Below are 25,391 nucleotides of genomic sequence, written 5' to 3'. Positions count from 1 at the left end.
AATTGCTTATGGAAACTTGCCCTCGCGGGCAAAACTATTCAGACAGCCCGCTGCCAGACTGTCGCGTGTTCGGTTGCCCGCTCACCCCTTGCCCCTGGGTTTTTATTCTTCAACGAGCCAACAACCAGGGTTCAGGCTCGCGTACGAGCCTCAACCTTCAACCTTTATTATTCGGCGGTGACCACGCTGGGTTGCCCCAGGTTGGCCAGGCGCACGCTGTTCTGCACTTGCGCCACTTCGCTTGGCGACCCAATCGGCCCCATGCGCACACGGTGCAAGGTCTGCTGGTTACGCACGATGGAGCTGATGAAAACCGGCGCATTGACCATGCCGCTGAGCTTGGACCTTAACAGTTCTGCCGCATCCGGGTTGGCGAAAGCACCCACTTGCAGGTACTGGCCGCCCACAGTAGAGGCACCCGGTGCCGCGTGAGGCACCACCACCGTGTCTGGCGCGTGCTGTGCTGGAGGCGGCGTCCACTGCTCGATCTTGCCGGTTGACGCAGTTACCTGCGGCTGCCGCGTTTGCGGCTCGTTGAGCATCAACGGCGCGGGTTTGCCGCGCTGAGCCCAATACTGCGCCGGGTCGATACCTTCAACTTTCACCCGCGCGGTGCCGATTTCGGCATAACCGAGTTTCTTCGCAGCCGCGTAAGACAAGTCGATGATCCGGTCCGAATAGAACGGCCCACGGTCGTTGACCCGCAGGATCACCGTGCGATTGTTGTCCAGGTTGGTCACACGAACGTAGCTGGGCAGTGGCAGGGTCTTGTGGGCCGCGCTCATGCCATACAGGTCATACACCTCGCCGTTGGCGGTGTTCTGGCCATGGAATTTGGTGCCGTACCAGGACGCGGTGCCCGACTGCACGTAGCTCTTGGAATCCTGCAGCGGGAAGTAGTTCTTGCCCAGCACGGTGTACGGGTTGGCCTTATACGGCCCGGTGTGCAGGGTGGGCGTGGCATCCGGGATTTTCGACACGTCGACGTCCCACCACGGCGCGCCGTCTTTGTGCGCGCGATTGATGTCCAGGCCCGGCTGGGCACGGACCACACCGCCCTTCTGCGCAGGCGCGCGACTGGTGGTGGAGGAACAACTGACAACCAACAAGGACAACGCGGCAAACGCCACCAGCTTGAGCGGTTTATTGAACGGCGATGCCCGCATTACTTGTTGCCCCGTGCTTGTACTAGCATGTCAGACAGCTGATGCACGGCCATGGCGTACATCACACTGCGGTTATAACGCGTGATTGCGTAAAAATTCTTCAGGCCCATCCAGTATTCCGGGCCGTTTTCGCCTTCCAGGCGGAACGCCGTCACCGGCATATCATCGCGTGGCGCATTCTGACCCGACCAGCCCAGCGCTCGCAACTCCCCGACGGTCTTGACCGGCTCGATTCCCTGGGTCAGGCCTTCATCGGCACGATCACCGGTCACATTGGCACGAATCACCACCGGCTCACCGCCGACCCAACCGTGGCGCTTGAAGTAGCTGGCCACGCTGCCGATGGCATCGTCCGGGTTGCTCCAGATATTGATGTGGCCGTCGCCGTCGAAATCCACCGCGTAGGCGCGAAAGCTGCTCGGCATGAACTGCGGCAAGCCCATCGCACCGGCGTAGGAGCCTTTGAGGGTCAGCGGGTCGACCTGTTCTTCGCGGGCCAGCAGCAGAAACTCGCGCAGCTCCTTACGGAAGAACTCCGCGCGCGGCGGGTAATCGAAGCCCAGGGTCGACAAGGCGTCGATCACCCGGTAACTGCCGGTATTACGTCCATAGAAGGTTTCAATGCCGATGATCGCGACGATGACCTGGGCTGGCACGCCGTATTCCTGCTCGGCGCGGTCCAACACGGCTTCATGCTGGCGCCAGAAGTCCACACCGCGCGCCACGCGGGCGTCGGTTAGGAACATCGGGCGGTATTCTTTCCACTGTTTAACGCGCTCGGCGGGACGCGAGATCGCGTCGAGGATCGCCTGCTTGCGCTGGGCTTCGCGGAACACGCCCATCAGCTGTTCACCGGCGAAACCATAGTCGCGGGTCATTTCACCGACAAATTCGGCGACCTGGGGTGAGCCATCGTAGTCACCGGCCTGCGCCTCTTGCGTCGCGCCCAGCAGCCCAATCAGGCTCATCCAGGACGCATGCCGAGTCGCCCAGCCGCGCATTACTTGCATTGACATCTTCACCTTATTCAAACCTGAGCGATCCACTTGCGATGCGTATGAATCGACATCAAAACCCCAAACGCTGACAGCAATGTCACCAGCGAAGTTCCACCGTAGCTAATGAACGGCAACGGCACCCCCACCACCGGCAACAAGCCACTGACCATACCGATGTTGACGAAAACGTAAACAAAAAAAGTCATGGTCAGGCTGCCGGCGAGCAATTTGCCGAACAGTGTCTGCGCCTGCGCGGTGATCACTAGCCCGCGACCAATCAACAGCAAATAAATCAGCAACAGCGCGCAAATGCCCACCAGGCCGAACTCTTCGCCCATGACCGCAATAATGAAGTCAGTGTGGCTCTCAGGCAAAAAGTCCAAGTGCGACTGTGTACCCAGTAACCAGCCCTTACCAAATACGCCGCCAGAACCGATGGCCGCCTTGGACTGGATGATGTTCCAGCCCGTGCCCAACGGGTCGCTCTCCGGGTCAAGAAACGTAAGAATCCGCTGCTTCTGGTAGTCGTGCATAAAGAAGAACCACATCGCCACAGCCACCGGGATCGCCGCAGCCAGCACGCTGAGGATCCAGCGCCAGCGCAAGCCGCCCATAAACAGCACGAACGCACCACCTGCGAGGATCAGCAACGACGTGCCCAAGTCCGGCTGGCGCACGATCAGGATAAAAGGCACGCCAATCAGGATCAGGCTGATGCCCACGTGCTTGAGCTGCGGCGGCAAGGTGCGCTTGGACAAGTACCAAGCGATGGTCGCCGGCATGAGGATCTTCATGAATTCCGACGGTTGGAAACGAATCACCCCTGGAATATTGATCCAGCGCGTCGCGCCCATGGCGTTGTGGCCCATCACGTCCACCACCACCAACAGCAATACGCCAGCGATATACCCCAGTGGGACCCAACGCGCCATGAATCGTGGCTCCAGCTGGGCGATCACCACCATCGACAACAGGCCCAAGCCGAACGAGGAGGCCTGCTTGATCAGCAGGTCCCAGTTCTTGCCACTGGCCGAATACAGCACGAACAGGCTGCCGGCCGCCAAAGTCAGCAGCAGGATCAGCAACGGGCCATCAATGTGCATGCGTTGCAACAACGTCGCGCGGCGACGCATCACATCCTCGCTGGAGAGGATGCGGTCAAAATTACTCTTCACGGGCCGGAACCTCGTTGCTTGAAGGGGGGCCGCCATATTCGGGCTTGAGCCTGCCGTCATCGGCCAATAGCCAGGCGTCCATCACTTGACGCACGACGGGCGCTGCAACGCCGGAACCGGATTCACCGTTTTCGACCATCACCGCCACGACGATTTTCGGGTCATCGGCCGGGGCAAATCCGACAAAAAGCGCGTGGTCACGGTGGCGCTCTTGAACCTTGGAACGGTCATATTTCTCGCCCTGCTTGATCGCGACCACCTGGGCGGTACCGCTCTTGCCGGCGATACGGTACTGCGCGCCAACCGCTGCCTTGCGCGCGGTACCACGGGCGCCGTGCATCACTTGCTGCATGCCGTGGTTGACCTTGGCCCAGTCGGACGGGTCGCGCAGCACGATGTCGGGGATCGGGTTTTCATCCACAGGCCGCTCGCCTTCGACGGTCTTGGCCAGGTGCGGACGGTTCCAGATCCCTTTGTTGGCCACCAGCGCCGTGGCCTGGGCCAGTTGCAGCGGGGTGGCCTGCATATAGCCCTGGCCGATGCCGAGGATCAGGGTTTCACCCGGGAACCACGCTTGGCGACGGGTCGCGCGTTTCCACTCCCGCGATGGCATCAAGCCTGGGGATTCTTCGAACATGTCCAGGGAGACTTTCTGACCGAGGCCGAACTTGCCCATGTAGGCTGACAGCCGGTCAATGCCCAGCTTGTGGGCCAGGTCATAAAAATAGGTGTCGTTGGAACGCATGATCGCGGTGTCCAGGTCGACATAGCCGTCACCGGTGCGGTTCCAGTTACGGTATTTGTGGTCGTAATTGGGCAGCATGTAGTAGCCCGGGTCGAACACACGGCTCGACGCGGTGATCACCCCCGAATCCAAACCGGCAATCGCCACCGCCGGTTTGATGGTCGAACCTGGCGGGTACAGCCCGCGCAGCACGCGATTGAACAGTGGCCGGTCGATGGAATCACGCAACTCGGCGTAAGCCTTGAAACTGATCCCGGTGACAAACAGGTTGGGGTCGAAACTCGGCTGACTGACCATCGCCAGCACTTCGCCGGTTTTCGGATCCAGTGCCACCACCGCGCCACGCCGACCGCCGAGGGCCATTTCAGCCGCTTCCTGCAGCTTGATGTCCAAGCTCAATACGATGTCTTTGCCCGGCACCGGGTCGGTACGTTTGAGCACTCGCAGCACGCGACCTCGCGCGTTGGTTTCGACTTCCTCGTAACCCACCTGGCCATGCAGCTCGGGCTCATAGAATCGCTCGATGCCGGTTTTACCAATGTGGTGAGTGCCGCTGTAATTCACCGGATCGAGGCTTTTCAGCTCTTTCTCGTTGATGCGCCCCATGTAGCCGACGGAGTGGGCAAAGTGCGGCCCTTGCGGGTAATGCCGCACTAATTGCGCCACCACTTCCACACCAGGCAGGCGGAACTGGTTCACGGCAATGCGCGCAATTTGCTCTTCGGTCAGCTCAAACAGGATCGGCACCGGCTCGAACGGCCGACGCCCCTGCTTCATGCGTTTCTCGAAAATCACCCGGTCTTCCGGGGTCATCTGCAGCACCTCGACGATCACATCGAGGATCTGCTGCCAGTCGCCGGAACGCTCGCGAGTCATGCTCAGGCTGAAGCTGGGCCGGTTATCCGCTACCACCACGCCATTGCGGTCGAAAATCAGCCCACGGGTCGGCGGAATCGGCTGCACATGCACCCGGTTATTTTCCGACAATGTGGAGTGATAGTCGTACTGGATCACCTGCAGGAAATACAGGCGCGCAATCAACACCGCAATCAAACCCACTACCAGAAAAGCGCCAAAAATGACCCGCGAGCGCACCAGACGTGCGTCTTTCTCGTGGTCCTTGATGCGGATCGGCTGGGTCATCGGGAGGGGCGCAGATTATTTGTGATAAGGGTGCCCGGACAGAACTGTCCAGGCGCGATACAGCTGTTCACCGATCAGAATCCTTACCAACGGGTGCGGCAGCGTCAGCGCCGACAATGACCAGCGCTGGTCCGCCCGCGCGCAGACTTCCGGCGCCAGCCCTTCGGGGCCGCCGACCATGAAGTTGACGGTGCGCGAATCCAGGCGCCAGCGGTCCAGTTCCACCGCCAGCTGCTCGGTGCTCCAAGGTTTGCCGTGCACCTCAAGGGTGACGATGCGCTCGTTAGGGCCGACCTTGGCCAACATGGCTTCGCCTTCCTGACGGATAAAGCGCGCCACGTCGGCATTCTTGCCCCGGGTATTGAGCGGTATTTCCACCAATTCCAGCGACAGCTCAGCGGGCAGACGCTTGGCATACTCGTGCCAGCCTTCTTCTACCCACTTGGGCATGCGTGAACCGACAGCGATCAGACGCAGGCGCACAGCCGTTCCTTATTCCTGGTCTTTGTTGAGCTTGTCGAAGTGCGCGTGGCCCACTTCCGGGCTGTGGTGCTTGCCATCAGCGGCACGGCTCTGCTCGGCGCCTTTCCACAGACGCTCCAAGTCGTAGAACTGACGGGCGTTGGAGGTCATCATGTGAACGATCACGTCGTCCATGTCCAGCAGCACCCAGTCGCTGTCGCCCTTACCTTCTTCACCCAGCGGCTTCACGCCTTGGGCTTTGACAGCTTCGCGAACCTTGTCCAGCATCGCGCCGATCTGGCGGTTGGAGGTACCGGTGGCGATGATCATGAAGTCGGTGATGCTCTGCTTGTCGCGCACGTCCAGCACCTGGATGTCCTGGGCCTTAACGTCTTCCAGGGCAGCCACAGCGACTTTTACCAGCTCTTCGCCAACCAGCTCAGGACCGGTGTGCGCTTCAACTGGCAGCGGGGCGCTTTTGAACGTGCCTTTGCGCTTAACTTTGCTTACGTCTTTGTTCGTCATATAAAACTCGTTTTGCTCGTATGTTCGGGCGCTCGCTGCACGACTGTGCGTAGCGACAAGCGCGCCTTTTCAGTTCGACGCACGGTAAAGCCCGTGCGCATCGATGTAGGCCAGGACCGCGTCAGGCACCAGGAAACGTACCGACTTCCCGCTGGCCAGCAGTTGACGGATCTGGGTGGCGGACACCGCAAGCGGGGTCTGCCAGACGAATGCAATATTCCCGTTTGGCCCGGTCAGGGCCAAGGGGTCACTTACCGACCGCGCGGCCAGCAGGTTGCGCAAGGCATCCGGCGGTTCGCTGTCGGCATCCGGGCGTTGCAAAACCAGGATGTGGCAATGCTGGAGGAGTTCCTCCCAACGATGCCAAGAGGGCAGGCCGCAAAATGCGTCCCAGCCCAAAAGCAGAAACAACTGGTCATCTGCGCCCAACTCGGCGCGTATCAGCTCCAGGGTATCGACAGTGTAGGACGGTTTATCGCGCTTGAGCTCGCGATCATCCACCACCAGCGGCGCTATGCCACCTACCGCCAGGCGCACCATTTCCAGGCGTTGCTGTGCTGACACCTGCGGCGTGTCGCGATGCGGCGGCCGCGCGTTGGGCATCACACGCAGCTCATCCAGCGCGAGGGCATCCGCCACTTCCAGGGCACTGCGCAAATGGCCGATGTGCACGGGGTCGAAGGTGCCGCCAAGCAGCCCGATGCGTTTAGCCATCAAGTGCGCACATGACCGTCGCCGAACACCACGTACTTCTCGCTGGTCAGCCCTTCCAGGCCAACCGGGCCGCGTGCGTGGAGCTTGTCGGTGGAAATGCCGATCTCCGCTCCCAGGCCATACTCGAAACCATCGGCAAAACGCGTCGAGGCGTTGACCATCACCGAAGCGGAATCCACTTCGTTGAGGAAACGCCGGGCATCGCTGAAATGCTCGGAAACAATGGCGTCGGTGTGCTTGGAGCCGTATGTGTTGATGTGTTCGATGGCCTGGTCCAGGTCGTCGACGATGCGGATCGACAGGATCGGCGCCGTGTACTCGGTGTACCAGTCTTGTTCCGTGGCCTCGATCACGTCCGCGCCGAGCAGCGCACGGGTACGCTCGCAACCACGCAGTTCCACGCCCTTGTCCCGGTAGATGGCAGCCAGCGGCGGCAGCACGCGATCGGCAATGCCGACGTGCACCAGCAGGGTTTCCATGGTGTTGCAGGGGGCATAGCGGTGGGTCTTGGCGTTGTCGGCGATGCGGATCGCCTTGTCGAGATCGGCAGCGATGTCGATGTACACGTGGCACACGCCGTCCAGGTGCTTGATCACCGGCACTTTGGCGTCACGGCTGACGCGCTCGATCAGGCTCTTGCCACCGCGCGGCACGATCACGTCGACAAATTCTGGCATGGTGATCAGCGCGCCCACGGCGGCGCGGTCGGTGGTGTCCACCACTTGCACCACTTCAGGCGGCAACTCGGCCACCGCCAGACCTTGCTGAATGCACGCGGCAATCGCGCGGTTGGAATTAATCGCCTCGGAACCGCCACGCAAGATGGTGGCGTTACCGGACTTGAGGCACAGGCTCGCGGCGTCAATGGTCACGTTCGGGCGCGACTCGTAAATGATGCCGATCACGCCCAGGGGCACGCGCATCTTGCCGACCTGAATGCCGGACGGCAGGTAACGCATATCGCGGATTTCACCGATAGGATCAGGCAGCTTGGCCACCTGACGCAGGCCTTCGATCATGTCGTCGATACGCGCCGGGGTCAGCGCCAGGCGGTCCAGCAGGGCCGGTTCCAGGCCGTTGGTGCGGCCGTTGGCGAGGTCCAGCTCATTGGCAGCGGCCAGCTCGGAGCGCGAAGCATCCAGAGCATCAGCGGCCGCCAGCAGGGCACGGTTCTTCTGCGCAGTGCTCGCACGGGCGATCAACCGCGAAGCCTGACGGGCAGCGCGACCCAGGCGGGTCATGTAGTCAAGAACGGACTCAGTCATGGTCAGGGAGTCTTGGCAAATAGGAAAGCGGCAGATTATAGCTGTGACGCCGCCCGACTGACAGCGGTGTGGGGCGGATGGTCGAAATGAACTGTAAAAACTTGGGGTTCAGCGGTAATTAAGGTCGGAGTTGTTATTATTCGGTCACATTTAGCCGTATTAACCTTGTCGCCATGTCCAGTTCTGCCCCTCAGCGCCCCCCAAGCGCCCTGCCCGACCGCTTCTTCGACCGTGACGCGCAAATACTTGCGCGCGAATTGCTCGGAAAAGTCATCCGCCATCGCGTCGGTGAAACCTGGCTTTCGGCGCGAATTATCGAAACCGAAGCCTATTACGTGGCCGAAAAAGGCAGCCATGCCTCACTCGGTTACACAGAAAAGCGTAAGGCTTTGTTTCTGGATGGTGGGCACATCTACATGTACTACGCCCGTGGCGGCGATTCACTGAACTTCAGCGCTCACGGCCCCGGCAATGCGGTGCTGATCAAATCGGCTTACCCGTGGGTCGATGAGCTGTCCGGCCCGGCGAGCCTGACGCAGATGCTACTCAACAACCCGGACGCCAATGGCCATCCACGCCCATCGCAAAAACTCTGCGCCGGCCAAACGCTGCTGTGCAAAGCCTTGGGCCTGAAAGTGCCGATGTGGGACGCCAAGCGCTTCGATCAGGAACTGCTGTTTGTTGAAGACGTGGGCCAAACCCCGACGCAAATCATCCAGACCACCCGCCTGGGCATCCCCAGCGGGCGTGATGAACACCTGATGTACCGCTTCGTGGATGCGGGTTATGCGCCGTATTGCACCCGGAACCCGCTGCGCCGGGGCCAGGTCGAAGGCCGTGATTATTTTTTGATTTGACTGAGAACATCAACACCGGCAGCGCAGCAGATCAACTGACTTAGGTTATGTCTTGCATAAATGGAGTGAAGTTTTATGGGCCAATGGCTCGATAGCATTACCGGCTGGCTCACACTGAACCCCGAATGGTTGGCGGTGGCGGTATTTATCGTCGCATGCGTTGAATGCCTGGCCATCGCCGGTCTGATCGTGCCAGGCACCGTCTTGCTGTTTGCCATTGCGGCGCTGGCCGGCAGCGGTGCGTTGTCCTTGAGTGAAACCCTGCTGATGGGGTTCCTCGGCGGCTTGCTCGGTGACGGGGTCTCCTACTACCTGGGCCGACATTTCCATCAGAACATCCGGCGTCTGCCCGGCTTGCGTCACCACCCAGAATGGATGAACGGCGCAGAAACCTACTTCCATAAGTACGGTATCGCCAGCCTGCTGGTAGGACGTTTCATCGGCCCGTTGCGCCCGATGCTGCCGATGGTCGCAGGGATGTGCGACATGCCTTTCCCGCGCTTTGCCGCCGTGAGTGTTCTCGCCGCAGCCGGCTGGTCAGTGGCGTATCTGTTGCCGGGCTGGGCCACTGGCGCAGCCTTCCGCTTGCCGCTGCCGGCAGGTTTCTGGCCGGAAGCGGGTATTGTCGCGGCCTGCCTGGCGGTGTTGCTGGGCCTCAGTATGAACAGCAGCCTGCGCGGCCATCGTCGCGCCACCTTGTGGATTGGCTGCGCCAGCCTCACATTGCTGATCGCCCTGTTTATCGGTTACCCGCACCTCAACGATTTCGATCAAGGCCTGAGCGCGCTGGTGCAGGAACATCGCAGCCCATGGCTGGACGAGGTGATGGTGCGTATCACCCAGTTGGGTGAGTTCAAGAAGATGTTTGTCGCCAGTGCGGTATTCACCGGTTTGTTACTGCTGGCGCGACAATGGCGCCATGCCGTGTTCGTCGGCGCCACCTTGGCCGGGGCGGCCGTAATCAATACCGGCACCAAGCTGTTTTTTGCCCGGGGTCGCCCGGAAATCCTGACGGACCCACTGACCAGTTTCAGCATGCCCAGCGGCCACGCTTCCGGCGCCTTTGCGTTTTTCCTGGCACTGGCCGTGCTGGCCGGGCGCGGGCAACCCACAAGGTTGCGCCTGACCTGGATGCTGCTGGGCTGTATTCCGGCGGCTTTTATTGCACTGTCGCGGGTTTACCTCGGCGCGCATTGGCCGACGGACATCCTGGCCGGCACGCTGCTGGCAATGACGGTGTGTGCGCTCAGCCTGACCGCCATCCAGTATCGAAGCCCGCTGCCAGCCATGCCGCAGAAAACCTGGTGGCTGCTGCTACCCGCTATCGTGGCGGTACTGAGTTTTATCGCGCTCACCGGCACGCCCCACGCGCTGCTGCGCTACGCCTACTGAGTGAAGAGTTCGCCCTGCAGCTCATCGAGCAACATCTGGATTGCGTCCAGGCGTTGCTGCGGGTCGTCGAGTTGCAGCAGGTCGATCTTATCGGCCTCGGTGAACGGCAATAGATAAGCAAGCTGGTTCGCCAAGGCTTGCTGGCCATCGGCATGAGTGCCCATGGCCAGCGAGGCGACCATCGGGTGTTCGGCCAGTGCCTGGAGCAGCGCTTGCAGGTCGGCGTCCTCTTCGTCCAGCGGCTGGTCCGGCAGTTCTTCGAGCCATTGCACTTCAGCCACCAGCAACTGGTCCTTCTGCACCCCAGCGTCACGCACGCGGAACCTGCGCCCGCCTTCGACGCGAATCCCCAGCAGCCCGTTGTCCTGTTGTTTGAAGTCACGAATCAGCGCTTCACAGCCGATCAGCGCGTAGCCGTCCGGGGCCATGCCCACTTCCCTGCCGCCTAAGATGCACACCACGCCGAAGCTTTCGCCTTTTTTCATGCAGCGGCTGATCATGTCCAGGTAGCGCGCCTCAAACAGTTGCAAGTCGAGGGTGCAGCCAGGGAACAGCACGGTATTGAGCGGGAACAGCGCCAGACTCATAGAGGTTTCCTTAAACCCGGTTTAAACAATCACGGAGACGGCCAGCGGCAGGAACACCGCCGTGGCCACGCCCATCAGACTCATGGCCAGCGCCGCAAAGGCGCCGCACTCTTCACTTTCCTGCAGCGCCACCGAAGTGCCGACGGCGTGAGCCGTCATGCCCAGCGCCATGCCACGTGCCTCAGGGCTGTGCACGCCCAGGCGCGACAGGTACGCCGGACCGATCATTGCGCCGACCACACCGGTGATCAGCACAAACACCGCTGCCAATGCGGCCACGCCGCCGATCTGCTCGGCCACCAACATGGCAATCGGTGACGTCACCGACTTGGGCGCCATGGTCATCAGCATCATATGTTCAGCGCCAAACCACCAGCCCAGCAGTACACACAGGCCAGTGACCAACACGCCACCTATCACTAGCGTAGTAAAAATCGGCCAGAACAATTGGCGAATCCGCCGCAGGTTCAAGAACAGCGGCACAGCCAGGGCCACCGTCGCCGGGCCGAGCAGGATGCCCATGATCTCAGTGCTCTTGCGGTACTCGGCGTAGGTCAGGCCACAGGTGAGCAACACGCCGATCACCAGCAGCATGGACACCAGTACCGGTTGCAGGAAGACCCAGCGGGTTTTCTCGAATGCTGCCAGTACCAGTTGATAAGCGCCGAGGGTGATACCGATGCCGAACAGCGGGTGATGAATCACAGCCGTCCACGCGCCGTGCCAGTCGAAGATCATTGATCCTTCTCCTTACGCTTGACCAGGTGCTGCATGAACACGCCGACAAAGGCCATGGCGACCACCAGCGACAGTACCAATGCGCCGACGATGGCCCAAAAGTCGGCGACGATATCCTTGGCATACACCATCACGCCCACGGCCGGCGGCACCAGCAGCAGCGGCAAATAGCGCAACAGGCTGCTGGCAGCCAGGCTCAGGGGCTCGCCGACTTCGCCGCGCCAAATCAAAAACCCGAGCATCAGCAGCAAGCCGATGATCGGCCCCGGCAGCACCGGCAGCAGCAAATGGTTGATCGCGGTGCCGATCAATTGAAACAGCACCAGCCAGGACAGGCCCCGTAACAGCATCCGTTCTTCCCCCTAAAAACTCGTGCGCATTATAAGCACGCCGGCCCTATGCTCCGGCATTCGCCGAAAGCATGGTGGGTTGACCGGGTAGCTGGCCCATGATGATCTAACATGGATGTCGCACCCCCATAAAAACGATGAACCAAGGAGAGTCGCAATGCCCTATGTACCTGTAGCGCAGCTCAAAGATTATGTCGGCAAGGAACTGGGACGTTCCGAATGGCTCACCATCGATCAGGCGCGTATCAACCTGTTCGCAGAGGCCACTGGCGATCATCAGTTCATCCACGTCGACCCGGTCAAGGCCGCCAAGACGCCATTCGGCAGCACCATCGCCCACGGTTTCCTGTCGCTGTCGCTGATGCCCAAGCTGATGGAAGACATCCTGATCATGCCCGAGGGCCTGAAGATGGCGGTCAACTATGGCCTGGACAGTGTGCGTTTCATCCAGCCGGTGAAGGTTGACTCCAAAGTCCGCCTGAACGTGACACTTAACGAGGTCACCGAGAAAAAACCTGGCCAATGGCTACTTAAGGCCACCGCCACCCTGGAAATCGAAGGCCAGGAAAAGCCCGCTTACGTCGCTGAGTCGTTGTCACTCTACTTCGTGTAAGGCCGTGCCTGTGGCGAGGCAATAAACCTTGCCACAGTGTATGTAAATTTATGTATGAATCCTGCGGCTGCGGCATACTCGGCGCTTAATTATCCGGATCCCGCTATGCGCCCACTCGCCCCCCTTGCCCTTGCCCTGTTGCTCACCGCGTGCGGAGACGGTGAATCGCTGTTGCCGCCCGACGCGCGCCTGCCTGATGGCGGCCGTTACCGGGGTGATGTGGTCAATGGTTTGCTGCAAGGCCAGGGCCGGGTCGACTACCCCAATGGTAGTTGGTACGCCGGCCAGTTCGACAAAGGCCAGTGGCATGGCCAGGGTGAATGGCATGGCAGCAACGGCGAGGTCTATAAAGGCCAGTTCAAGCAAGGCCTGTTCGACGGCCAGGGCAGCCTGACCACCGCCGGCAGCAGCTATGTCGGTGGTTTCAAGAACGGTCGGCGCAACGGCGAAGGCACCCTCAAAGAGGGGCAGATGACCTATCGCGGCGAATTCAAGGATGACCAGTATTCGGGCCTCGGCCGCCTGGAGCTGGCCGACGGCAGCCAATACCAGGGCCAGTTCGCCCACGGCAAGCCGAATGGCGAAGGCCAACGCAACGATGACAGCGGCAACCAGTTCAGCGGCCACTTTGTCGATGGCCAACTCGAAGGCAACGGCACCTTCAACAGCGCCGACGGCGACATCTATGTCGGCCAGTTCAAACAGAACCAGCTCAATGGCAAAGGCCGCTACGAAAATGCCGACGGCGACGTGTGGATCGGCCAGTTCAAGGAAGGTGCGCTCAGCGGCAAAGGCGAATTGATCGGCGTCGACGCCAGCCACTATGTCGGCCAGTTCCGCGACTGGCGCTTCACCGGCGAAGGCCGTTTGAACCTCACCGATGGCAGCTTTTATATAGGCGGCTTCGACAGCGACAGTTATCAAGGCAAAGGCACGCTCGTGCTCACCGACGGCACTGTAGAGGCCGGCACTTGGGTCAATGGCATGCGCGTACGCGATGCTGATGGCAAGCTGCTGCCCGACCCTCTGGAAATCGGCATACTGGCCCAAGGCCGCTTGCTGGACGCCGCCCTTGCCGCCGTGCCCGCCTCCACTCCTGCGGTAGAGCTGTACACCTTGGCAGTGGCCGGCGACGGCAAACAAAGCGTGTTCCTGCGCGAGGCCGATTACGTCAGCAATATGCTCGCGAGCCGTTTCGGCGCGCGCGGGCAGATTCGTCTGGTCAATCACCGTGATCACATCGCCGACCGCCCGCTGGCCACCCGCGAAAGCCTGCGACGCGCCGTGCAAACCCTGGCCGAGCGTACAGGGCCGCAAGACCTGGTGTTTATTTACATGACCAGTCACGGCACCCATGAACATGAACTGGTGCTCGACCAACCGCGCATGGAGCTGGCCGACCTGCCTGCCGATGAGCTGGCGGCAGTGCTCGCTCCGCTGAAAAACCGCGACAAGATCATTGTGATTTCCGCCTGCTACTCCGGTGGGTTCATTCCGGCACTGAAGGATGAGCGCACGCTGATCATGACGGCCTCGCGCGCTGATCGCGTGTCCTTCGGTTGCTCCGAAGAAGCAGACTTCACCTACTTCGGTGATGCCCTTTTCGCACAGGCACTCAATCAGACCGACGACTTGCAGCAGGCCTTCAAACTGGCACAAGTGCATGTCGCCGAACGCGAACAGGCGGATAACTTCGAAGCCTCAGAACCGCAGATATGGGCCCCCAAAGGCGTGATCACCCATTGGCAATTATTACGTAAACAGCAGGCACGAAAAGCGCTCGAAAGCGTCTCAATGAATAGCAAGGAAGCCAAAGGCAACTAAGCTGTAACGTGTAACAAGGGGGAAACACCATGTACTTGACACCACAACATATCTTGCTCGCTGGCGCCTCAGGCCTTACCGGCGAACACCTGCTTGACCGCCTGCTCAACGAACCGACTGTGACCCGCGTACTGGCGCCTAGCCGTAAGCCGCTGGCCGAACACCCACGCTTGGAAAACCCGGTGGGCGACCCGGCGGTGTTCCTGCCGCAACTGAGCGGCCAGGTCGATATTGCCTTCTGCTGCCTGGGCACCACCATCAAACAGGCGGGTTCCGAAGCGGCCTTCCGCGCCGTCGACTTGGACATGGTCGTGGCCTTCGCCAAGCGCGCACGGGAAATGGGGGCACGCCACCTGATCGTGATCAGCGCGATTGGCGCCGACCCGAAATCCTCGATCTTCTACAACCGCGTCAAAGGCGAAATGGAACAAGCGCTGAAGGCCCAGGACTGGCCACAGCTGACCATCGTACGACCTTCGCTGTTGTTGGGGGAACGCTTGGAACCGCGCCTGGCCGAACAACTGGCAGGGCCGTTGTCACGATTGATTCCAGGCAAATACCACGGCATTGAAGTGTGCGAACTGGCCCGGGCCATGTGGCGCCTGGCGCTGGAAGAGCAGGATGGGGTGCGGGTGGTGGAGTCAGATGAGTTGCGCAAGCTCGGCAAGTAAGTTTGCAGTGATTGATCAGACCTCATCGCAGGCAAGCCAGCCCCCACCTTGGAATGCATTCCCCTGTGGGAGCTGGCTTGCCTGCGATGGGGACGGCCCCAGCGCTATCAATCTATAGACCGCCGGTTGCATTGAACCCCACCCCCAACACCGTCAGTAGCGACAGCGGCAACAGCAGCGTGTCGAGCAGCGCACTGGCCGGCAGGTCAATATGCGGATAGCTCGGCGCCTGCGCGCCAAACCGATCCTTGGCGCAACAGCCGCCGTCAATCGCATACAAATCCAGCCGCGTCCCGGCATACACCACCGGCGCGCCAGGGTGTGCCGCGTCCAACGTGCGCGCAGTGGCGCAGCCCGTCAGTTGCAGCGCCAGCAGCACCAACAGAGCCTTATTCATCACTGCTCAAATGGTGCTCGCCCCAACGCGGCAGCATGTCCTGGGGAATGTTCAGCAGGTTGAGAATCCGCGCCACCACAAAATCCACCAGATCATCGATGGTCTGGGGCTGGTGATAAAACCCGGGCGATGCTGGCAAGATGGTCACGCCCATGTTCGACAACTTGAGCATGTGCTCCAGATGAATGCTCGAATACGGCGCCTCGCGCGGTACCAGAATCAACTGGCGACGCTCCTTTAAGGTCACGTCCGCCGCGCGTTCGATCAAGTTATTGCAAGCACCCGTGGCGATCGCCGACAAGGTGCCAGTGGAGCACGGCACCACCACCATCGCCGCCGGGGCACCGGAGCCGGAGGCCACGGGCGACATCCAGTCCTCTTTACCGTAGACCTTGATCTGCCCCGCCGCCGCCCCCGTATATTCGGTGAGAAAGGCTTGCATCATCTGCACCTTGGGCGGCAGCGCGACATCGGTCTCGGTGGCCATCACCAGTTGCGCAGCCTTGGAGATGAGAAAGTGCACCTCGCGGTCTTCGCGCACCAGGCAATCGAGCAGGCGCAGACCATAGGGCGCGCCGGAGGCACCGGTCATCGCCAGGGTAACGCGTTCCGGGCCGCTCATTTGAGGGCCTCGGCCAGCTTGCCATGCAGGCCGCCGAAGCCGCCGTTGCTCATCACCACGATATGGGTGCCCGGCTTGGCTTGATGCTTGACGTGTTCAATGATGCCCTCGATCGAATCGCAGACAGTGGATGGCACGGTGCACAGCGCAGCAATGCCGGGTAGATCCCAGCCGAGGTTGGGCGGCGCATACCAGACCACGTGGTCGGCATCGTTGACGCTTTCGGGCAGCCCATCACGGTGCGCGCCCAGCTTCATGGAGTTGGAGCGCGGCTCCACAATAGCAATGATGTCAGCGTCACCAACGCGCTTTCGCAGGCCATCCAACGTGGTCGCAATTGCCGTGGGATGGTGGGCAAAATCGTCGTAGATTGTAATCCCATTCACATCGGCGACTTTTTCCATACGGCGCTTCACGCTTTTGAATGCACTCAACGCAGCAATGCCCATCGATGGCACCACGCCCACATGCCGCGCAGCCGCCAGGGTGACCAAGGCGTTGGCGACGTTGTGTTGGCCAGTCATGTCCCACTCGACGATGCCATGAGACTCCCCCTCAAACAGCACTTCAAATTTAGAGCCGTCTTCGCTGAGCAATTTGACCTGCCATTGCCCTCCGGCGCCGGTGGTTTGCACCGGGGTCCAGCAGCCCATGTCGATGACCCGCTGCAAGGCCGGCTCGGTCGTCGGATAAATCACCAGGCCTTCACTCGGGATGGTACGCACCAAGTGGTGAAACTGGCGCTCAATGGCTGGCAGATCGGGGAAGATGTCCGCGTGATCGAACTCAAGGTTGTTCAGGATCGCCGTGCGCGGGCGGTAATGGACAAACTTGGAGCGCTTGTCGAAGAAAGCACTGTCGTATTCATCCGCCTCGATCACGAAGAACGGCGTTTTGCCCAGGCGCGCCGACACCGAGAAGTTTTGCGGCACGCCGCCAATCAAAAAGCCCGGGCTCATGCCCGCGTGCTCCAGCACCCAGGCGAGCATGCTGCTGGTGGTGGTCTTGCCGTGAGTACCGGCCACCGCGAGCACCCAGCGACCTTGCAGCACATGGTCCGCCAGCCATTGTGGGCCGCAGACATACGGCAAGCCTTTATTGAGTACGTATTCGACCGCCGGATTGCCGCGTACCATGGCGTTACCGATCACCACCAAGTCCGGAGCCGGGTCGAATTGCGAGGGATCGTAGCCTTGGGTTAACTCGATACCCTGAGCCTGCAGTTGCGTGCTCATGGGCGGATAAACGTTAGCGTCGGCGCCGGTGACGTGGTGGCCCAGCTCTTTAGCCAGAACCGCCATCGACCCCATGAATGTGCCGCAAATACCGAGAATATGAATGTGCATAGTCGACCTCGTAAAACATCGAGGCAGGTTAGCGTAAGGTGAGAAAAGTCGCACTCTTTAGCTGTGGGTGGTTGCACCAGGAACACGTGGGACAAGCACCACGGCTGGCGGTCTGCTTGATATAAAGCGTCGTTGAATCCGATCTCACTTTTTAAGGTCAGCCTGATACAACGACGCTTTTTTACTCTCGCCACCTTCACCGATTGCGCTGCAGCCGGCAGCCAGACCCACGTAGAGCTTACGCAGCGTCAGTCCTCAATTTCGCTGACATGCTACGGAACAATCCAATGAACACGGCGAGCCTGGAATTGATCGCCAATGCACGGCTTTCGACATCATCCTTCGGCGCCCCTGTAACAGCGTATGAGACGGAGATAAGCATCTTCTGGGCATCGACACTCAACAGTTTCTCTGAAATATCAAGCATCTCCTCCAGAAAATCCATGCGCTCATCATTGTCTTTCATTGCCCAGCTCGAGTCGGGAGCAAAGTCTCTATATCCGTTTAGCGCATTCCAGACGTTTGCTACCTTGAACACATCCAGCCTGATCTGTTCTACCAGTCGATCAGCCTTAACATCTTCTTTTGTAAGCGCATCGGGGGCAGGCGTGGGATCGATAAGCGTCTTGGTATAGGCGTTAATAGCACCTGCAACAACCAGCCCCACCGTCGTAAACGGCACGGCAATGGCTGCAGTCCGCAATAAAGTGTTATTCCTGGCCGGCGGCGCTTTATCAGCCTTCGCCTTAGCGGCGCTTGTCAGCGATTCCGATTCATTTGAAAGGCGCTGTGAAGAGAAGGGCTGAACGTCTTCTCCATCGACTCGGCCGGGCGTCGACTGGCCAAACAACTTATCCCGGGCGTCTGCATCTTTACGGGCTTGCCATTCTTTCTGATGTTTAGCCTTGTAATCAGCCAACTCCGGTGCCGCATCATGCGCATCTTGCGGCGATCGAGTGCCGCTTGCGTGGCCCGGCCCTGAGAAGCTTCCAACTCTGGAGTCAACAGCAGCCTGATCAAACCTCCCGCTGGCGCCCCCTGCGGTGTGGCCCTGCGACACGCCTCCTACTCTAGTAGGATTTACAGCCCGAGAGGACACGTCAATATCACCACGTCGGAAACCACCCGTTGACGGTAATAAATCACCCAGGCGTATGCACTTAAACCGTCGATATTCTTGAGTCGCGTTTGAAAGTATCACAATAAGTCACCTTATAGTTATTAGGCGTTAGAACGGCATTCATCACTTTCATTTAATGAGTGAGAGAAACGTCAAATGCAGTTCCAAACCATAATAAAAAAAACACCTCCATTAAAAAATCCACACAGCACTGATCACCAACCGCGCGTTAACAGAAGAACGCACCAGGCACGCCAGCCACATCCTCGATAGCAACTAACCTGCCACAGCCATCACAACACCAAACTGTGCCGCCTGAAGACCGAACGGTGTCTTGGTGATCACATTATATGCGTACCACCCACCCTTCTTGAAAATAGCCACCGTCGGCCGCCATACGTTATCCTCTGCCGAACGGAAAAAGCCCTTAACGATATCACCCTCACGGTATAGCTTTGTCACATCATAGCTTCGGTAATTACCTTTCAAGCGAGACAGTAACGCTTGCGCGTGAGTAGCCAGGTAGTTGATATCTTTATATCCCGCCCTTGATCCCTTGTTAAAATTTCTTGCAATGTCTACCGTATCGGTATAACCCACCGAAGCGCCGACGCCAGCGAAAGCGCCGCTCTTGATAATGTTAAGTGAACCCCTACCCGCCTTGAACGCCTTGCGAGCAGCATTTAATCCCGGAAGGAAAAACCCAAAAAGATCAAACCCTATGTTAAAAATCGCACTCCCGACATTGCCACTGATTGCCTCTTGCACCCCATCGTAAAAAGGGACGAGGCCGAGGAAAAAACCTTTTAACTTTTTATCCAGTGCTTTTCCTTTCTCTAGCGCTGTCACCCCTGCTGCCTGATACTCTAACGCTTCATAATCGCGGGTAAAAAAACCACCTGCCGTTAAGCCGAGCGTGCCGTTTCGTTCAGAAAAGTACGCGCCTTGTATTTTATCGGCGTTACCAGGTGGGTCACGATCACTATTAACCACACCGTAAGGCACAAAGACATTTGAACTGCCCGGCACACGCCCCGCCGCGCCGCCTTTAAAATAGCCACTGTCGTCAAAATCAGTGCGTTCACTTGGATCGCCCTTTTCCTTGACTAACGTTCCTTGGACCGGGAGATAACTATAGACACTCACCCGCCCATCAGCCTCTTCCACTTTCATGAGTAAACCCTGCCTGCCTTTTAGCGCCTCAAGCTCGAGCTCATTCGGTGTTCGAGGCCGGCGCCCGGGAAACAAGTTTGACCCGCGCGGGTCAAGCTCTGTCTTCAAAAAAGGGCGAGACACTTCAATAAAGCTGACGTTGGATTTTTTTATGGTCTCTTGATCAGCCAAGGGCAATAGAGAAAGCTGATATTTGAACTGGATGGCCCACGCTATTTCGTGCGTTTTCTTATAGGCCTGAAAACTATCGGAGAACGTTGTATTGATATCAGGCTTCAGCAGGGATAACCGCGACTTCATGTCATCATAGGGAAACTTTTTGTTGTCCAGCGATTTCCACTTATCCGCTTTGATTGGCCCAGTCATGTAGATATCAAGCAGCGAAATGGGCGTATGTTTTACTGACGTGTCCTGCAAGACGTTCAACGTCGGATCTATATTCGGAAACACGCGCTTCAACTCCGTCAACGCATACTCCTCTCGCGTTGTGGCGGGTATTTGCAAGATGTTTTTTGCCCACAGAAGCTCTTTTTGCTGCTTGTTCAATGCCGCTTGTGAACGTGCGGCGTCAACGCCCGTGAAATCACGATCGAGTCGGTTTTGGATAACACCGTTGGCAACCCCCCATGCGAGTATCGGATCGCGCGCGACCTCGTCTAACTGAGCCTCGTCCTCAAGGGAGATTGGAGGAGCGTTACCGAATGCCATCACCTGGCTAAATGTCATGTTTGCCGACGCCCCAGGCACTTGCAGCTCTATACGCGAAACCTCTATGCAGAAATTCGCCCACGTATGAGAGCCATAAACAAGATTAGGTGGTATCTCTTTTACCACGCACTCAGGCGCCGCTGCCGATAATAGTAGCTGCGCAGCAACAGGGGCTACTTCAACCCCGACCTGCCGTTCGAGATAAGTGGTGAAGCGCTTGGCAATTTCGGCCGCTGACGCCCCCACATTGTCTGGGCTATACAGGTTATAACCTGCCAAATTAAAAGCCGATTTCCCTGCGCCAGGATCAAGTTCCTGCACCAGCGCTGCACTCACGCTTTCAATTGCACTGGTCGGTGTCTCAACTAACTTTAGCTTTTCTTGTATCTCTTTACCCAACCCCTGCGCCTCGGCTGACCGAATGAGCAGGTCCAGTGCTAACGATGGGTTACTCGCAACCCCCTTCCTTGCTCTCTCAGGAAGCGCATCAATCAACCTACTTAATAAGCTGCCTGCTCCCCCCCCGGCCTGAGGATTTGAACCGTGAGTACGTTGTCTCTTTTTCCATTCAGCTACCCGTGTTCGCATCTTGCGCAGTGAAGTGGCACCCAATATTCCCGCCAGAGGCTTTACCCCACCAGCGTCCATCCGCGGCGCGCGATGGGAAAGATCAAAAGACAGCGCCAGAGCCACACTGAGTGCCTGCTTACTATTAACGGGCACTCTATTTCCATCTTGCGTCAGAATGTTCGCCACGGTCATCTCACGCAGGTGCTCGCTTTTAAACCGGCTCGAGCGCGGATCAATGGGGATATTGACTTTATCCAGGTCGATTTTCCCAGCAGCATCATCCACCTGAGACGTCAGTGCGCAGATAAGCGCATGGCGGTCAGCGTCGTCACCCAGCGCCTCGCTCAGGCCTGCTATCGCCTCTGCCGAACGTAGCGACGCATACGCCAAGGGCGGGAATTCAAACCCTACGTTTTTCAGCAACTTCTTGCGGTGCAAGGTGAATTGCGCTGGCGTGAGGTCTACAGGCTCATTGTAAAAACGCCCCACCGTGTAGAACGGTACTTCGCCTTCGGGCCAAGGGTAACTGAACGCCTGCCCGGCTTCAGGTGCGATCACTTTGGCAATCGACAACAGTGTTCGGGAAACATCGGACCAGCCCGAATCGTCCGTTAAGGAAAAGGTTTGCGTCTTGCCGTCCACACTGCCGCTGAGCTCCCCACGGGCGGGATCCAATTTCAAGCGCCGTGTATCAAGCCCCTGCTCTTTCGCCCATGCCAAGAAGCCAGGGCCTTTGAACGCGCTGTCCAGGTGAGTGCGCCAACGCCCGAGTGTGGACTGTAGAGGAACCTGGACATTGGGCGGCGCCATTGAGGTCTGATAGGAACGAGTAGCCAATGCTCTTGCGAAAGACTGTGCCAACTGAGCATCAGCATGTGCACGAACTTCGGGGCTGTCAGGCAGTGCTGCGACTGCATCCGTGTGCGCCGTGGCGGTCCTTACGACAGGTACGACGACGGTTTCAGCCGGCGCGGCAACATGACTTAGAAAGATCGGTCTTGAACTAAAACTCGAAACAGCCGCCATTTGATACCTCGCGGATAAAATAACAGGGGCACTTGACCACTCACTGACTGCTGTAGCCGCCTCCCCTAACGCCTTCATAAGGTTCCCTATTTAGGTGAACACTATCGCCAGAATAGTTCCTCGCGAAAAAAGCAACTAATAGGTGTGATACTGCATCGCGTCTTGTCACCGAATGAGCTTATCCAGTACCGCAGCCGGATTATCTTTTATCGTCTGCCTTATACTGCTGGGAAGTTCGCCTGCTCACCGCCCCATCAAACTGTCTGCGCCTGGACGGCAGCGTCCGACGACCTGATCAAAAACGGCGCACAACCTTTGTGCTCCCCAGGCCCTCTGTGGGCAAGATTAAAGGGCAGCGTGTTCGCCAAATTACTTGCTTGCTCTAGTTTCTTTGGCACATGCAGCGCATAAGCCTTCAGAGGGTCGACCACGCTCACCTCGCCGAGAGGTTCATCACGCTCGCGACAATATGTGGAGAGAGGATCGGTGGGGACGATGACCTTGCTTAAATCAATTCTGCCCCTGGGGTCGTCAGCCTGTAACTCCGGTGCCTTAATCAGCGCATGGGTGTTAACGTTATCTCCTAACGCTATGTGCTGTTGTGGCAATGCTTCTGGCGATCGTCGCGACGCATAAGGCATTTTTTCGACAGTGCCTGTCAGTTCCCCGGTAGAAGGGTTCAACTTCAGCTCAGTCGTATCAAGCCCCTGGTCCTTTGCCCCCCCTAAGAAGCCAGGGCTTTTGAATGCATTATCCAGTTGTGTGCGCCACCGCCCCGGTGTGGACTGCGCAACCAGAGCAGGATTTATACCCGCTTGGCCGGAAGGGCTGTTGATGTTATTCATTTGGTCACCTCAGTGTAAAAACGGTCACCTACCGTTCGTACATTGAGTGGTGGCGTTGCCCACAAATGACACGATATGCTCGCACCAACATGTACCACAATATCTCACTTAGTAGCATTACCTTGTCTGTAGACAGCGGAATTAAAGCCTTCCCTTACAATGCAACACGATGCTACCAAGTTACTGAACGTATCGCCCTCACCGTTAATATTTCACCCACTATTGGAAGCTCCCTAAAAGCTTGTAAGTTAAGTTAACGAGCCACGAGCGATTCCATACTTGCGCAACTTTCTGTAAAGCGTATTTCGGCTGATGCCCAAATAGGCTGCCGTGTGAGTCATGTGCCAATATTGAAGCTCCAGTGCATTAAGCAGCGTAAGACGCTCTGCATCACCTAAGGCGAATGTCGTACCCGCTTCAATCACCCGCTCAGGTTGTGCCTGCCGGATGAGCATCGGTAGGTCCGCGACACGGACCTTTCCATCCTCACAAAGGGCGGCCAGTGTACGCAGCACTGTGCGTAACTGACGCACGTTGCCCGGCCAAGCGAACGCCAACAGTGCCTGACGAGCAGCACCGTCGAGTACCACCGTTTGCCCCCCAGCTTCCTGTAGCAGCAGCATATCCAGCAATTGCTCCTTGTCACTGCGCTCGCGCAAGGGCGGCAGAGCAACTTCCAGGCCATTGAGCCGGTAATACAAGTCTTCGCGGAAATCGCCGTCCTGCACGCGCGCCTGCAGATTGCGATGGGTGGCGCTGATAATTCTGACGTTCACCGCCTGGGGCTCACCGCCGATGGGCACCACCATGCGATCTTCCAGCACTCTTAATAGACGGGTCTGCAGGGCAAGGGGCATATCGCCGATTTCATCTAGGAACAGCGTGCCGCCATCCGCCTGTTGCAGCTTGCCTTGCATCCCTTCCTTACGGGCACCCGTGAAGCTGCCGCCGCGATAGCCGAACAATTCACTTTCGATCAGGCTTTCCGGTATGGCGCCGCAATTGAGGGCGATAAACGCCTTGTCGGCACGCTGACTGGCCTGGTGCACGGCCTTGGCAAACGCTTCTTTGCCGCTGCCGGTTTCGCCGTTGATTAACAGTGGCACGTCGCGCTCGAAGACCTTCACAGCCTTGCGAAAGTCATTCTGCAGCGCGGGATCACCCAGGCAGATACCCGATAGGCGTGGCGCCTCGGGCTTGGCCAGCGGCGCTGGCACGCCGTGCGCCTTGCCACGTAGCGCGGCGAATAAGTGCCGGCCATCACGTGTACGCAACGGCCAGCTCGCAGTGGCATTGGCGCTGGCCCGGCTGAGTAACTGGTCGAGGGAACAGTCGAAAAAAGCCTCCACCGGTTGCCCCAGCAAACCGCTACGTATCTGCCCCAGCAGGTTCAGCGCACTTTGGTTGAGCGCACAAATACGCCCTTCGCCATCGAACGCCAACAACCCTTCGCTGAACAGCCCCACGGATTCCGCCTGCAGGTGAAACCGCAGCAGCCAATGGTTTTCAAAATGACGCAGGAAGTAACAACTCTCGATCATCTTCGCCGACAGGTTTACCAACGCCATGGTATGGAACTGGCTCTGACGCGAGACCGCTTCGCGCGCCGATGACACATCCAGCACGGCCAGCAGCTCACCGTGTGGATCAAACACTGGGCTGGCCGAACAGGTCAGGCCAGTATGACGGCCACGAAAATGCTCATCACGATGGATGGTCAGGGACTGGCGCTCCACCAGACAAGTGCCGATGCCGTTGGTGCCTTCGCACGCCTCGCTCCAATCAGCCCCCAACCACAACCCGGCGCGCTCAAAAACCTTACGCTCGGACGGCGCTGTGACACAGTTGAGAATCACCCCACGCGCATCGGTGAGCAATACCGCGTGGCCGGCGCCGGAAAGCTGCTGATGCAGGCTATTCATCTCACTGCCGGCGATGTGCAGCACCTGCTGCAGGCGTTCGCGGCTCTCCAGCAGGCGGCCGTGTTCGAGCACGGTGGGGGCGATACTCAACGCGGGGTCGAGGTGATAGTCCTCCAGGCACCGCAGCCAGGAGCGGGCGATGGACGGGTCACTGCCGGGGCCTTGGGCAAGGTCCTGACCACGGGTGACGGTGAGGACTTGCTGGGCATGGCGGCTGAAATGATCGTTATGCATGTTCTTATTATTCTCCCTGCGTACTGCTTGAGAACAGCCAGCATCCCCCAGCCATCCGGCCATTGCAATCGCGAGCAGCCCCCCGGTCACAGGCTGTACCGTTTTTGGCACAAACTGTCACGCTGCCTGTACCACGCCTGTCACAGCAACGCCTTGCAACAAAGCCCAACCCCTTGATTTGCCTGGCCTGCAAAGCAGTGGCC

The 25,391-nt window shown here is 58.8% G+C and carries 23 protein-coding genes; 5 read left to right on the top strand and 18 right to left on the bottom strand.

The annotated features are described in order from the left end of the window. Positions 1-167 precede the first annotated feature (167 nt). The 8 genes from FW764_RS16725 to FW764_RS16690 all read right to left on the bottom strand — a co-directional run bounded on the left by FW764_RS16725 (position 168) and on the right by FW764_RS16690 (position 8,193). Positions 168-1,166: a septal ring lytic transglycosylase RlpA family protein gene (locus FW764_RS16725; protein WP_446434828.1), complete on the bottom strand. Its 999-nt coding sequence runs from the start codon at positions 1,164-1,166 to the stop codon at positions 168-170. Next, entirely contained in the window at positions 1,166-2,176 is a 1,011-nt protein-coding gene (gene mltB / locus FW764_RS16720; RefSeq protein ID WP_446434827.1) for a lytic murein transglycosylase B, read from the bottom strand. Before mltB ends, FW764_RS16725 begins: the two co-directional genes overlap by 1 nt. A gap of 17 nt (positions 2,177-2,193) precedes the next feature. Continuing rightward, positions 2,194-3,297 (bottom strand): rod shape-determining protein RodA, encoded by a 1,104-nt coding sequence (gene rodA / locus FW764_RS16715; RefSeq protein ID WP_446434974.1) that lies wholly within the window; start codon positions 3,295-3,297, stop codon positions 2,194-2,196. 31 nt (positions 3,298-3,328) lie between these two features. Further along, positions 3,329-5,227: a penicillin-binding protein 2 gene (gene mrdA, locus FW764_RS16710; protein WP_446434826.1), complete on the bottom strand. Its 1,899-nt coding sequence runs from the start codon at positions 5,225-5,227 to the stop codon at positions 3,329-3,331. Between the two features lie 15 nt (positions 5,228-5,242). After that, complete coding sequence (gene rlmH, locus FW764_RS16705; protein ID WP_003176297.1) at positions 5,243-5,710, bottom strand: 23S rRNA (pseudouridine(1915)-N(3))-methyltransferase RlmH; 468 nt, start codon at positions 5,708-5,710, stop codon at positions 5,243-5,245. A 9-nt stretch (positions 5,711-5,719) separates the two neighbouring features. Then, positions 5,720-6,214 carry a ribosome silencing factor gene (gene rsfS, locus FW764_RS16700; protein ID WP_446434825.1) on the bottom strand — a complete coding sequence of 165 codons (495 nt, stop codon included), beginning with the start codon at positions 6,212-6,214 and terminating at the stop codon, positions 5,720-5,722. Between the two features lie 69 nt (positions 6,215-6,283). Next, on the bottom strand, positions 6,284-6,928 hold the full coding sequence (gene nadD, locus FW764_RS16695) for a nicotinate-nucleotide adenylyltransferase (protein WP_446434824.1): 645 nt from the start codon (positions 6,926-6,928) through the stop codon (positions 6,284-6,286). Further along, the gene (locus tag FW764_RS16690) at positions 6,928-8,193 is read right to left on the bottom strand and encodes a glutamate-5-semialdehyde dehydrogenase (RefSeq protein WP_446434823.1); all 1,266 of its coding nucleotides are present in this window, start codon (positions 8,191-8,193) and stop codon (positions 6,928-6,930) included. The genes nadD and FW764_RS16690 overlap by 1 nt, the downstream gene beginning before the upstream one ends. Positions 8,194-8,366: 173 nt before the next feature. On the opposite strand from FW764_RS16690, the gene FW764_RS16685 reads away from it, so the two are divergent. Together FW764_RS16685 and FW764_RS16680 are read left to right on the top strand one after the other, a co-directional pair. Then, the gene (locus FW764_RS16685; protein WP_446434822.1) at positions 8,367-9,050 is read left to right on the top strand and encodes a DNA-3-methyladenine glycosylase; all 684 of its coding nucleotides are present in this window, start codon (positions 8,367-8,369) and stop codon (positions 9,048-9,050) included. 75 nt (positions 9,051-9,125) lie between these two features. Next, on the top strand, positions 9,126-10,442 hold the full coding sequence (locus FW764_RS16680; protein ID WP_446434821.1) for a bifunctional DedA family/phosphatase PAP2 family protein: 1,317 nt from the start codon (positions 9,126-9,128) through the stop codon (positions 10,440-10,442). On the opposite strand, the gene FW764_RS16675 is transcribed toward FW764_RS16680, so the two are convergent. Genes FW764_RS16675 through FW764_RS16665 form a run of 3 tightly spaced genes read right to left on the bottom strand, consistent with a single transcriptional unit; the run spans position 10,436 to position 12,117 of the window. After that, on the bottom strand, positions 10,436-11,029 hold the full coding sequence (locus tag FW764_RS16675; RefSeq protein WP_446434820.1) for an LON peptidase substrate-binding domain-containing protein: 594 nt from the start codon (positions 11,027-11,029) through the stop codon (positions 10,436-10,438). The two genes, FW764_RS16680 and FW764_RS16675, sit on opposite strands and share 7 nt — an antisense overlap. Positions 11,030-11,050: 21 nt before the next feature. Beyond that, a complete protein-coding gene (locus FW764_RS16670; protein WP_446434819.1) occupies positions 11,051-11,767 on the bottom strand; it encodes an LrgB family protein in 717 nt (238 codons plus the stop codon). After that, entirely contained in the window at positions 11,764-12,117 is a 354-nt protein-coding gene (locus tag FW764_RS16665; protein ID WP_446434818.1) for a CidA/LrgA family protein, read from the bottom strand. The genes FW764_RS16670 and FW764_RS16665 overlap by 4 nt, the downstream gene beginning before the upstream one ends. A 157-nt stretch (positions 12,118-12,274) precedes the next feature. Here FW764_RS16665 and FW764_RS16660 point away from each other — a divergent pair, with 157 nt between their 5' ends. The 3 genes from FW764_RS16660 to FW764_RS16650 all read left to right on the top strand — a co-directional run bounded on the left by FW764_RS16660 (position 12,275) and on the right by FW764_RS16650 (position 15,225). Beyond that, positions 12,275-12,730 carry a MaoC family dehydratase gene (locus FW764_RS16660; RefSeq protein ID WP_083356598.1) on the top strand — a complete coding sequence of 152 codons (456 nt, stop codon included), beginning with the start codon at positions 12,275-12,277 and terminating at the stop codon, positions 12,728-12,730. Positions 12,731-12,835: 105 nt separating this feature from the next. Beyond that, entirely contained in the window at positions 12,836-14,554 is a 1,719-nt protein-coding gene (locus FW764_RS16655; RefSeq protein ID WP_446434817.1) for a C13 family peptidase, read from the top strand. A gap of 29 nt (positions 14,555-14,583) precedes the next feature. Continuing rightward, a complete protein-coding gene (locus FW764_RS16650; protein WP_134660531.1) occupies positions 14,584-15,225 on the top strand; it encodes an oxidoreductase in 642 nt (213 codons plus the stop codon). Positions 15,226-15,337: 112 nt separating this feature from the next. Here FW764_RS16650 and FW764_RS16645 read toward each other — a convergent pair whose 3' ends face one another. The 7 genes from FW764_RS16645 to FW764_RS16615 all read right to left on the bottom strand — a co-directional run bounded on the left by FW764_RS16645 (position 15,338) and on the right by FW764_RS16615 (position 25,188). Next, the gene (locus tag FW764_RS16645; RefSeq protein WP_446434816.1) at positions 15,338-15,622 is read right to left on the bottom strand and encodes a YceK/YidQ family lipoprotein; all 285 of its coding nucleotides are present in this window, start codon (positions 15,620-15,622) and stop codon (positions 15,338-15,340) included. Beyond that, positions 15,615-16,244 carry a flavin prenyltransferase UbiX gene (gene ubiX, locus FW764_RS16640; RefSeq protein WP_017735613.1) on the bottom strand — a complete coding sequence of 210 codons (630 nt, stop codon included), beginning with the start codon at positions 16,242-16,244 and terminating at the stop codon, positions 15,615-15,617. Before ubiX ends, FW764_RS16645 begins: the two co-directional genes overlap by 8 nt. Further along, positions 16,241-17,590 carry a UDP-N-acetylmuramate:L-alanyl-gamma-D-glutamyl-meso-diaminopimelate ligase gene (mpl, locus tag FW764_RS16635; protein ID WP_446434815.1) on the bottom strand — a complete coding sequence of 450 codons (1,350 nt, stop codon included), beginning with the start codon at positions 17,588-17,590 and terminating at the stop codon, positions 16,241-16,243. Before mpl ends, ubiX begins: the two co-directional genes overlap by 4 nt. Positions 17,591-17,828: 238 nt before the next feature. Further along, the gene (locus FW764_RS16630) at positions 17,829-18,650 is read right to left on the bottom strand and encodes a hypothetical protein (RefSeq protein WP_446434814.1); all 822 of its coding nucleotides are present in this window, start codon (positions 18,648-18,650) and stop codon (positions 17,829-17,831) included. A gap of 336 nt (positions 18,651-18,986) precedes the next feature. Next, positions 18,987-22,187 carry a hypothetical protein gene (locus FW764_RS16625; protein ID WP_446434813.1) on the bottom strand — a complete coding sequence of 1,067 codons (3,201 nt, stop codon included), beginning with the start codon at positions 22,185-22,187 and terminating at the stop codon, positions 18,987-18,989. A gap of 254 nt (positions 22,188-22,441) precedes the next feature. Then, positions 22,442-23,032 (bottom strand): hypothetical protein, encoded by a 591-nt coding sequence (locus tag FW764_RS16620; RefSeq protein WP_446434812.1) that lies wholly within the window; start codon positions 23,030-23,032, stop codon positions 22,442-22,444. 248 nt (positions 23,033-23,280) lie between these two features. Next, positions 23,281-25,188 carry a sigma-54-dependent Fis family transcriptional regulator gene (locus tag FW764_RS16615; protein ID WP_446434811.1) on the bottom strand — a complete coding sequence of 636 codons (1,908 nt, stop codon included), beginning with the start codon at positions 25,186-25,188 and terminating at the stop codon, positions 23,281-23,283. Positions 25,189-25,391 lie beyond the last annotated feature (203 nt).

The organism is Pseudomonas sp. 1152_12 (assembly GCF_052850675.1).
The sequence above is the reverse complement of the archived record's forward strand: the minus strand, read 5'-3'. Positions and strand labels throughout refer to the sequence as shown.